A 9,934-nucleotide genomic window follows, 5' to 3' on the forward strand; every position below is an offset into this window, starting at 1 on the left:
CCGGGGTTTATTCCCGAACCCGATGCCCTACCCCCTCGCGGAGCATTCCGCAGTCGCGATCGTCCGGCCTATCTCGGGGGGACGGGTTCTGCCGTCCCATTCGTCACCGTTCCATTGGTAGTGGGAACGGCTGTCACATTTGCTGTCGGGGTCAGGTTGGCCGTAACATTCGGCATCGGCTGTCCGGGCGTTCCCGTTGGAGTAACCGCAGGTGTCGCGTTCGGACTCCAGGGTATGATGCTGAACTCCGGCACTCCGTAGCCATAGACGGGATCTTTGCCCGTCGGTCCGAGGTCCCGCACCGCGCTGTACAGCCGTTCCTTGATCTGACCTGCATTCTCATCGGGGAACCCGCTCCAGATCAGCGCTGTAATGCCCGCGATATGGGGGGCGGCTGCGCTGGTTCCCGGGAAGACCCCCCGGTAGTACCAGGCGGGAAAATCCCCCACGCCCGAGACCTGCACACGGCTGTAGGACATGATGTCCGGTTTGATCCGGGTCTCCGGCCGCGGGTACGTGATGGTCACGGGCCCTCGGGACGAGAACGCCTCGACATTGCCGGTGCCGGCATCCAGCGCTCCCACGGTGATAACTTCGGGTAGAGCGGCAAGGCCATGGATGGAATCGGCAGACACGAGAAACTCTTCGGGCGTTATATTACTGGTTCCATAGATGTACAGCTCGAGATTCCTCGGGACCTGCATCACACCCCTTCCGACGTAGTTCCCTATCAGCACTCCCACCCTGACGGGAGTCTCGTTCGAATTCTCGATATGGATATCCTCCATGGGATACGGATAGAGTGCCTCCCCCTGCGTCCGGTCGGATCGTTCTATTACCTCTTCTGCACGGGGGTCCCAGAGAATGAGATCGTAGTCGTTCTCCGGGGATCCCCACCTGTCATCCCACTGGAGGATGATGTATGCCACCTCGTCCGGCTCGAGATCGATGAAGAGGAAGGGAGACCTCTCCCTGCCAGTGCTGAACTCGTGGAACAGGTACATGCCGTCGAGGAGAGCGTCTCCCGTCCCCTCGTCCGATGCGTTGAACATTCCCTGGTAATGGCGTTGCGCAGAGTTCCCGGCCGCAGCGATGAGGATCGTCTCGTTCTTCGCCAGCAGCCGCTTCACCATGTCCGCCGCGTCGCCGTCCTCGAAGTAGGGGGCGGTGGGAACTCCGACATCCTCCACGATCACGTCGCAGCCTGCTTCAGCGAGGGCGTAGATGGCGTTGAGGAGAGAGATCTCGTCGCTCCCGTATTCGTGGAAGTAGAGCTCCGCTCCGGGCGCGATCTCGTGGACGATCTCCAGCATGGCCGTCCCCTCGTTCTGCCGGGTCGACATCAGGCGGCCCGGTTCTTCAGGACACGGACACCTTGGGGGAGATCCCCGGCATCCACGGCATCCTGCAGATTGTCCACGCCGTCAGAGATGACGCCCACACGGATACCTTCCCCGGTTGCCCCCAGAGACCGCACCAGGTTGGGGATGCGGTGCAGTTCCACACCCTCGGAGACAACCGATCCTCCATCTGTGATATTCTCCTGGTACGACACGAGAGCCCCTATGGGCCGATCCGCCTGGAGATCCTGCACGGATGCCAGCTTCTCGAACAGCACGATGATGTCCCCTTCGGACTCGCCGGCATCTGCGTCAAAAGAGGAACCGGCACAGCACATGCCGTGGGCCAGAAGAACTGTCAAGAACAGAAGTATACCCACGGCCCGTCGTTTGATGTTGGGCACGATGTAACACCGCGCGATGGTACCATTTCTACTATAAATAGATTATCCGTATTCTGATGGCAGAACGGTCCGGTATCCTGCCGGACGGCGGGGCCGCTCAGATCCGCGACGGGAAGCGTGGATGCTGAGCGGGGTCCGGGGGCGGCGATGGCGGCTGATCGGCAGGGCTAGGGAGACATGAGCCGATGCAGGAGGACTGCCCCTTCCAGCAGATGTATTTTCCCTCCAGCTGCGCAGCATTCCGTTCGACTCCCTGCGTCATGAAGGTATTGCGCGCCTCTGCTACATTCCCGTGCAGGATCCGCACAACAGCGACCGCATGACATCCGTGGCCAAGGGCGATACGCTGGTGCTGCTCGTATGCAGAGGGGAAGAATCTCCCTTCCCAGAACCGAAAAAATCGGCGATGCTGCGCCGCATGCCCTCCCGATCCCCCTGTCTTTCTCGCTGCCGTGCGGGTGCGCCCGATCTGCAGGCGATGCAAGGGCCGTCAAAAAGACTCTTCACGGCGGGACGGCCAGACACGGAGGAGGTAGATGGCGATGGTAATGAGGAGCAGGCCGAAGAGGAGGTTGTACGCGGAACTCTCCACCCAGGTCAGGGTGTTCCCGAAGGAGAAGAGGGCCGTGGCGACCGAGTAGAGGCCCGCCGCCAGGAGGGCGATCGCGGGGATGGCGGGGCAGAGGGAGAAGAGCGGGGCGGGCAGGAAGGGGAAGCGGCGCAGAAAAGGCTCGCGGTAGAGGGCGAGGAGCATGGGCATGCTGGCGGCGAGGAAGAGCCACTCAAACGGACTTGTCAGTTCCCGCAGCAGCCCCACCAGGAGGAAGTCCTCCACGGGCTCTGCGGTGAAGGGCCCGAGCAGCGGGAAGAGCCAGTTGGCGGGAAACAGCCACATCGCATCCAGGAGCTGGGGTAGGAGGACGCCGGCGGTGACGGCGAGGAGGGTGAGGCTCCCCCGGCGGTGCAGCTGCAGGAAGCCCGGGAGCGCGAGGATGAGGACGGCGAAGATGTCGTGGGCGAGGAGCCGTCCGTAGTCGAGCGACCCCGCGAGCAGGATGTGGCCGACGGGCTTGTCGATCAGGTCGGGGAGGAGGGCCCCGAGGGCCAGGGCCCCACCAGCCGCCGCTCTCACGTTGCCCGGAAGAGGAAGATCCCGAGAAGGAGGCCGAAAAAGAGGTGGGCCGCAACCAGCATGCATGGTAGGGTGGATCGAAACGGGATAAAAAAGGTGGCCGGACTATCCCTCGAACTCGAGCTCCACGCCCCCCACCAGGCTCGCGGCGATATTGTAGACGGCGGCGATGATCGCGCCGTAGATGAAGCCGATGACAGCGTACAGGAGGGGGATGAGTATCAGCAGGGCGAGCCCCAGGCCGGCCGCCCCCAGGGGCATGCCGGAGAGGGTGCCCAGGCTCGCGAAGAGGGCGACGAACACCCCGACGATGAGGCCGATGACGGCCATGATGATTGCCACGATTTTCGCTACCGAGAGGATGCCGAGTCTTCGGAGAACGGGCATGGTAACACCGGATACCGGTTGCGGGAGGAGGGGATAAAGGATAGCGATTCGAACCGAAGGGACCGGAAGCAAAAGCACATCTGGATACCGGCGGCAGGAGTTCGATTCGGTCTCGCCTGCCTGTTCTGGGAGAAGTTGATTGGGGGGCCAAATAAAGGATTACCGTTGCCTCCCCACGCCGATACGAAAAAGATTCCGATACGACCCTAAGAGATGGGATGTTCCCGAGAAGCCGCTGGGATCAGAGTCGCTTTACTGTTCAGTGATCTCTCGAATACAGTCGGTGATGTACCCTACATCGGAGACTGTCATCCCCGGATAGAGGGGGAGGGTGAGCTCGTGGTCTCCTGCGAACTCGGTCCACGGCAGGGATCCCCTGGCAGCACCGAGTGTCTGCCTGTAGTAGGTAAAGAGATGGATGGGGGGGTAATGGATGCTCGTCTGTATCCCCTCTTCCTTCAGCGAGGCCATCAATGTGGTGCGGTCGAGCTCACCCGACACAATCACAGGCATGATGTGGTGCGACGACCCCTCGGGATAATGCTGGAAGGGGCATGAAATTCCCGGTATTCCCTCGAGCCTCCGCCTGTACTCCGATACGAGGTTGGCCCTCTGGCGATTCATGGTATCCAGTCTCCTCAGCTGGACGATGCCAAGAGCGGAGGCGATCTCTGTCAGGCGGTAGTTGAAACCCAGGTCCGTGACATCGTAACTGAATCCATGCCCGCGATGGCGATCCCACGTCAGGCTCGTCATGCCATGGGACCGCAGAAGGCGGACCTTCTCCGCAAGTGCATCATCGTTCGTGACAATCATCCCCCCCTCGCCGGTGGTCAGGTTCTTGTTCGCGAAGAAACTGAAGCACCCGATGTCTCCCATCGATCCGCACTTTGCACCGCGGTATTCCGCCCCGAGAGCGTGCGCCGCATCCTCGATCAGGGGAAGGCCGTTCTCCTCGGCCACAGTAAGCAGAATTCGCATATCGCAGGGATATCCTGCATAGTGAACCACCGTGATTGCGCGTGTCTCAGGCGTCACGTTCTCCCACACCGCTTCGGGAGATATATTCAGGTCGTCCGGGCCGTTGATATCTGCAAAGAGGGGTGACCCTCCGCAATAGAGGATGGAGTTCGATGTGGCCACGAAGGTGAGAGACGGCGTGATGACTCTATCCCCTGATGAGATCCCGAGCACCCTGTGCGCAATATGAAGGGCGGCCGTGCCACTGGAGACGGCAAAGGCATGGCGGGTGCCGACGTAGTCCGCGAATAGCCGCTCGAACTCTTCCGTGACCGCCCCCATCGAGAGCCAGCGGGAAGCGAGCACCTCCCGTACCGCAGAGAGCTCCTCTTCGTCCAAGGTGATATCCGAGAGCGGGATCTTCCAGGCCACTTACCCACCTGCCATGCCGAGTGTCGGGTATATCCTGTCTATCTCCGCATTGGCGCGGCGGTAGTCCTCCTCCCTGCCGATGTCCAGCCAGTAGCAGTCGGCGATATGGGCCCGCACCGGTTCCCCCTCGCGGATCAGCCTCTCGATCAGGTGCGGGAAGTCAAGGTATGTGTGAGGTTCCACGTACTGAAGCACCTCCGGCTCAAACGCGTAGATCCCCATGCTCACCATATGCTCGACGGTCGGCTTCTCATTGTAGCGGACAATGTTCTGATCACTATCTGTCTCCACGATCCCAAAATCGATGGAGTACCGCTTGCGGTTCAGGGCGACCGTCGCCATCGCCCCGCCCCGACGGTGAGCATCCAGGAGATCCGAGTAGGAGAGCGTGGTCAGAATATCCCCGTTCATCATCAGGAACGTCTCGTCCAGGAGAGGTTTGATCAGCCCCAGGCACCCGGCGGTGCCGAGCGGGGTCTCCTCGCGGGAGTAGGATATATTCAGGCCGAAACGGCTGCCGTCCCCGAAGAACGCTGCGATGAGTTCGGAAAGGTAGCCGACGGCGATGATCACGTCGGTGATACCGTGGTGGCGGAGTTGCCGCAGGACGATCTCCAGGATGGGCTTATCCCCTACGGGCATCAGGGGTTTGGGGATGACGGTCGTGTAGGGCTCCAGCCTGCGCCCTCTTCCTCCGGCAAGGATTACGGCTTTCATGGGTCAGACGGCATACTGCCCGACTTTATATAAGTTCGTCCTTCCCGCTATCCATTTTATCGTCTCCTCCAGCCCCGTATCCAGCGGCATCAGGGGGGACCAGCCGAGCATCTCCCGCGCCCGGGTGTTGTCGCACCAGAGCCGCTCCACCTCGCTCTCCCTCGGGCGGAGACGGGCGGGATCGATGCGGATCTCGATCTCCCTGCCGAGCAGGGATGCCACCTTGCGGGCAATATCCCCAATCGCGATCTCGTAGTTCGACCCGATGTTGATCGTCTCACCTATCGTGCGAGCGGACTCGGCCACGGCGATGAACCCCCGCACGGTATCCGTTACATAGGTATAATCCCGGGTCGTATGCGTCGCCCCGAGGTCGATCGAATCCCGGCAGAGTGCCTGAGTGATGATCGCGGGAATAACAGCGCGGGCGGACTGCCGGGGCCCATAGGTGTTGAAGGGGCGGATGGTAGCAACGGGGAGACCAAAGGAACGGTGAAAGCTCTCGGCGATCTTATCGGCAGCGATCTTGCTGGCCGAATAGGGGGACTGGCCCTGGAGCGGGTGCTCCTCGTCGATCGGGACATACCGGGCGGTTCCGTACACCTCGCTCGTGGATGTATGGATCACCCGCTCCACCCCATACTCCCGCGCTGCCTGAAGGACATTCACCGCACCCATGACATTCGTCTCTATCGTCTCCCGGGGATGGAGATAGGAGTACGGGATGGCGATGAGGGAGCCAAGATGAAAGATCGTTTCAACGCCCTTCACAGCCGCGCGGACGGCATCGGCGTCCCGGAGGTCGCCCATCACGACCTCCACCCGATCGATTTGCTGCGGAGTCAGCATCTCCAGGAGGCCGCGATCGTTCCTCGAGTTGTAGCGGACGAACGCCCGTACGCTCGCACCCAGCTCCACCAGATGCTCGGTGAGGTGGCTTCCAATAAACCCTCCCGCTCCGGTGACCAGCACACGCTTGTCGTTCCAGTCCAAATACCCTCCCCCTATGACAACCTGGAATCGTAATATAGCCATCACACTAATATACATATGCATCACTGGATCTCTTCGGAGAGGTGTGGACCTGTCGACGCTATCTCGACGATGACACTCCACGCACAAGGTCGGCGATTGTCCGGAGAGTTCCAGAGGGCCGGAGACTGCATCTCAATCAGAGGATCGGACCTGAGCATCCATACAGGCCTCCTGACAGCATTCGGTCCCTGAACTTGGAACAGCATCCTGAGATGACGTGTTGGCACACGCAGTGTCAGGTCCACTATTGCCAATCGATTCCAGATTCGATATCCGTCGCGCCTCTCGAGGGCAATTTTTGGGGCCTATGGAGATCCTCTACAGCCCGAATTCTCCGCGGGCAGGGAAATGTCTATGAGAACTGCGGCTCCTTGTCGATCTGACCAAATACAAAAACAAAGGAGCCGATCTTAGTGCCAGCATCCTAGTATATCAGCCCTACCGAAACAGCGATATCCACTGTCCGAGCATCCCATCTCCCCCCCCCTATTATTTCACATACTCATAGAAAATCTACATCCAACACCAGCTGATGGTGCCCCTTCTGCTAAAGGAACAGTCGGGACAGGATTATCGCGGGTTCCCTGAGCTGCTCGATTTCATGCACCCGATCCAGCAGATGCTTATGTGGAGATGGTTTAGCACTTCGCCGCGCTCCACAGGTTTCTTCAACTAACACAGTCGCTCTGGTTGAGGCTAATCCAGAAACCTCTGGCGCTTCTCGGTACAGGCGAAGAATTGTCATCGTGGTCACCGCCATCGATACCCGCTGGTTTACCAGCACCGACGCCAGCTGCTATCACTCCCTTTGGACCGAGAAAACCCGCACACGATTCTTAAAGGTCTCCCTAGCGGTGGATGCCACACAACAGGTGATCCTTGCTGCTGCCATGACCCGGTACCCGATCCCCGACGTCTGGATGGCCCGCAGCCTGCTCACCCTTTCGCACCGGACCCGAAAGGCCGCCTCTTACGTTCCCGACAAGAGATACGGTGCTGAGTTCATCCATCGCCGGATCCAGGAGGCGATACAGGTAAAACCCCGGATCCCGGCCCGGAATCGGGAGCGGAAACGGATTCGTGGAAGATATCGGATGGAGCTCGTCAGAATCTTCGATGAGAAGACCTATCACCGCAGAGATCGCGTGGAAACTGCATTCTTTGGCCTGAAAAGAATCACGGGAGAGAGTCTGAAAGCTCGAACCTACCGACTCCAGGCCATAGATCTCAAACTTAAAACCAGTATCTACAACCTGAAGAGAACCCTCGCACTCTGCCCATCCCACATCATGGTTAATAATTTCTCCAGAGCCTCTATTTATGGCCTTCAAGAGAGGTTTGATTAAGCTATTGGAGTGTTTTAAAATATTCCGCTTCGGATTTGAGATGTAGTATCCCGAATTCATTTTACTTCCACCACCCCATGGCATAGCCGAGGATTCGTTCCGGCGGCAACCGGTACCAGAAGACATTGCAGGGCTCATCGAAATGGAGACACATAGTGGCTGGATCACGCTTTGCCAATGGGTCCCTCTCTCGACTGAACCGAACTTCTGCACCCTCCGTTCCCCCTCCCGGAAGAATCGCCCGATCTTCCCGTTCATCTGGAGATGGCGGACCCCGCCCACGATGTGGCGGATTCCCTTCTCCGGGAGATACTCCTTGAAGGTGTGCCGGGACTCTTCACAGTTCCGGGGAGCAACGAACTGGGTCCCGAGGTCGGTCAGGATCTCATCCGGGATACCATACTCCTTGAATCCTTTCTCCAGGACGGAAATCGCATTCTCCGTCGTCGGACGATCGAAGGTACCGTAACAGGTGATGAGACGGCTGGCATCATCCATGAACGCGATCAGCCCGAGCCGTTTCCCGCCTCCCCTGCCACTAGGACAGCGCGTGATCCCGCTCGCCCGGACCCATTTCCGCTGTCTATTCTCCTTCATATTCTCCTCAATCAGGTCATTCCTCAGCAAAATCCGATAGATCGTGGTGTGGAGGATATGCGTCCCGACCACGTCCTCGATCTTCTTCTTCGGGAGCACCGAATCCAGGTCGAAGACGGCATGGAGCTGCAGGACGAGATTCCCAGTCCCCTCATCGAGGGCTCCCCCCGGTCTTCGGTTCACGGGAATGGTCTCGGTCTCCAGGAACCGGTGAATGAGCTGGTTGACCCGCTGCCGCGCCACCGGGAAGAATTCGGCAATCCGCCGGACCGGTCTTCCCTCGAGGAATTGGTGAATGATCCGAGTGATATCCCGATCGGTCACATTGATCACAGGATAGTCTTGTGGAGATGTTAAATTATTCCGGGATACTACAGCTTCTGATCCGAGATCCTGGAGGATCTCACGACAATCAGATAGAGACCAACTTGGGACCGGGATCATACCAGCATGATCAATCGTGTCTAATAATTCGCTCGTAAATTGATCAACACTCACATTTTTGCTCGATGAACGTATTTGTTCAAAATTCAAAGAGAAGCGGCCGGGAACTGGTGTTCCCACCAGCCCCATAGGAGCACTCCCGCCCATTATATACCGATACAGGAGGTTCGGAAACCGTATGTGTTCTGCCGTGTTCTCTTTCCGGGAGATTGCGATGGACAGGGTTCAATCCTAAAAGTGTGGATACCCGATCATCCTTCGGCGAGGGAGGTCAGATTCCCAGCTTTTCGGGGAATTTACGGGAAATATTACCAGTACCTGGGAGAATATTAATAATCCGCACCACCCGGTGGGTCTCACAGACCTTGTGCGATCAGGGGTTTATCCTGCGGAGCCAGGCTTCTCTCCAGTACAGGAAACAAGATCTATCGCAGCCATAGTGAGCTTTGCCATCACAATAGACGCCTTCCAAGAAGACAGTCGGGCTGCGAAGTCTCCGAATCTCACCGGTCGATTCTGCCATGATCCGCTCAACTCTCTTGAACACCCTGAATTTTTTGCCGCAGAACGCCTTCATCTCCGGCATAAAGTTCAAGCCTTTGTACTTGCCCCGCTCATCAAGTGTAGCAATTATCTCCTCTTCGGATCGGACCTGAACCCATTCCCCCGGTTCGAGATGAAGTTCCTCGGGAATCGTTTCTTCGGGAACCTGTCCAACCTCGGAAGCTGAGGTACCCTTTGAATTTTTATGGGTCATTTGCAGGATTAACCTGCCTGAGGGACCCAGGATCCTGTTCTTTGAGAGAGCAGGCATGATGCGGTTATCCTTCCACCATTGATACGAGATGGGTACGAACTCCTCGGATATTTCAATTATCTCCCCATATACCGAGTTGCATGAATTATTCTGTTCCATGATTCACCTCAAACGCCGCCTTTACCTATCGGGGAAGGTATATATAAGTTCTGTTCCACGTGCTCTGTTGAATATCTCCCCCACATTCGTACCGAAGAGGATTTCGAATAACCTCTCTCTCAACCACAAGAGCTTTACCGGAGCATGACGCATACGTGAATGAGGGACTCACTCACCGATTTTGCCCTGAACGAGGAGTACAAACGCATCGAGAAACTCGGGGA

Annotated in this window: 9 protein-coding genes and 1 pseudogene; 1 reads left to right on the top strand and 9 read right to left on the bottom strand. The window is 58.2% G+C overall.

Annotated elements, in window-relative coordinates; genetic code table 11:
• Positions 1 to 68: 68 nt before the first annotated feature.
• From QMC96_06925 to QMC96_06955, 7 genes are all read right to left on the bottom strand, one after another.
• Positions 69 to 1,343, bottom strand: a complete 1,275-nt coding sequence (locus tag QMC96_06925; protein MDI6876487.1) for a S8 family serine peptidase — start codon at positions 1,341 to 1,343, stop codon at positions 69 to 71.
• Positions 1,343 to 1,744: a hypothetical protein gene (locus tag QMC96_06930; protein ID MDI6876488.1), complete on the bottom strand. Its 402-nt coding sequence runs from the start codon at positions 1,742 to 1,744 to the stop codon at positions 1,343 to 1,345. The genes QMC96_06925 and QMC96_06930 overlap by 1 nt, the downstream gene beginning before the upstream one ends.
• Positions 1,745 to 2,234: 490 nt before the next feature.
• The gene (locus QMC96_06935) at positions 2,235 to 2,876 is read right to left on the bottom strand and encodes a hypothetical protein (GenBank protein MDI6876489.1); all 642 of its coding nucleotides are present in this window, start codon (positions 2,874 to 2,876) and stop codon (positions 2,235 to 2,237) included.
• Positions 2,877 to 2,981: 105 nt separating this feature from the next.
• Positions 2,982 to 3,263, bottom strand: a complete 282-nt coding sequence (locus tag QMC96_06940; GenBank protein ID MDI6876490.1) for a hypothetical protein — start codon at positions 3,261 to 3,263, stop codon at positions 2,982 to 2,984.
• 252 nt (positions 3,264 to 3,515) lie between these two features.
• Positions 3,516 to 4,655, bottom strand: a complete 1,140-nt coding sequence (locus QMC96_06945) for a DegT/DnrJ/EryC1/StrS family aminotransferase (protein MDI6876491.1) — start codon at positions 4,653 to 4,655, stop codon at positions 3,516 to 3,518.
• Complete coding sequence (locus QMC96_06950; protein ID MDI6876492.1) at positions 4,656 to 5,372, bottom strand: sugar phosphate nucleotidyltransferase; 717 nt, start codon at positions 5,370 to 5,372, stop codon at positions 4,656 to 4,658.
• A gap of 3 nt (positions 5,373 to 5,375) precedes the next feature.
• Positions 5,376 to 6,365 carry an SDR family NAD(P)-dependent oxidoreductase gene (locus QMC96_06955; protein ID MDI6876493.1) on the bottom strand — a complete coding sequence of 330 codons (990 nt, stop codon included), beginning with the start codon at positions 6,363 to 6,365 and terminating at the stop codon, positions 5,376 to 5,378.
• Between the two features lie 788 nt (positions 6,366 to 7,153).
• Between QMC96_06955 and QMC96_06960 the strand changes: the two genes are divergently transcribed.
• Positions 7,154 to 7,753 carry a hypothetical protein gene (locus tag QMC96_06960; GenBank protein MDI6876494.1) on the top strand — a complete coding sequence of 200 codons (600 nt, stop codon included), beginning with the start codon at positions 7,154 to 7,156 and terminating at the stop codon, positions 7,751 to 7,753.
• Between the two features lie 61 nt (positions 7,754 to 7,814).
• Here the strand turns inward: QMC96_06960 and QMC96_06965 are convergent.
• A pseudogene (locus tag QMC96_06965) lies at positions 7,815 to 8,683 on the bottom strand (DDE-type integrase/transposase/recombinase).
• 484 nt (positions 8,684 to 9,167) lie between these two features.
• Positions 9,168 to 9,710, bottom strand: a complete 543-nt coding sequence (locus QMC96_06970; protein MDI6876495.1) for a hypothetical protein — start codon at positions 9,708 to 9,710, stop codon at positions 9,168 to 9,170.
• Positions 9,711 to 9,934 lie beyond the last annotated feature (224 nt).

The sequence above is a fragment of the Methanomicrobiales archaeon genome, assembly GCA_030019205.1.
In the GTDB taxonomy this organism is placed as follows: Archaea; Halobacteriota; Methanomicrobia; order Methanomicrobiales; family JACTUA01; genus JASEFH01.

Excerpts from the sequence above, each read along its gene's own strand:
- QMC96_06925 (MDI6876487.1), bottom strand. The coding sequence starts at position 1,343 with ATGTCGACCCGGCAGAACGAGGGGACGGCCATGCTGGAGATCGTCCAC.
- QMC96_06940 (MDI6876490.1), bottom strand. The coding sequence starts at position 3,263 with ATGCCCGTTCTCCGAAGACTCGGCATCCTCTCGGTAGCGAAAATCGTG.
- QMC96_06950 (MDI6876492.1), bottom strand. The coding sequence starts at position 5,372 with ATGAAAGCCGTAATCCTTGCCGGAGGAAGAGGGCGCAGGCTGGAGCCC.
- QMC96_06970 (MDI6876495.1), bottom strand. The coding sequence starts at position 9,710 with ATGGAACAGAATAATTCATGCAACTCGGTATATGGGGAGATAATTGAA.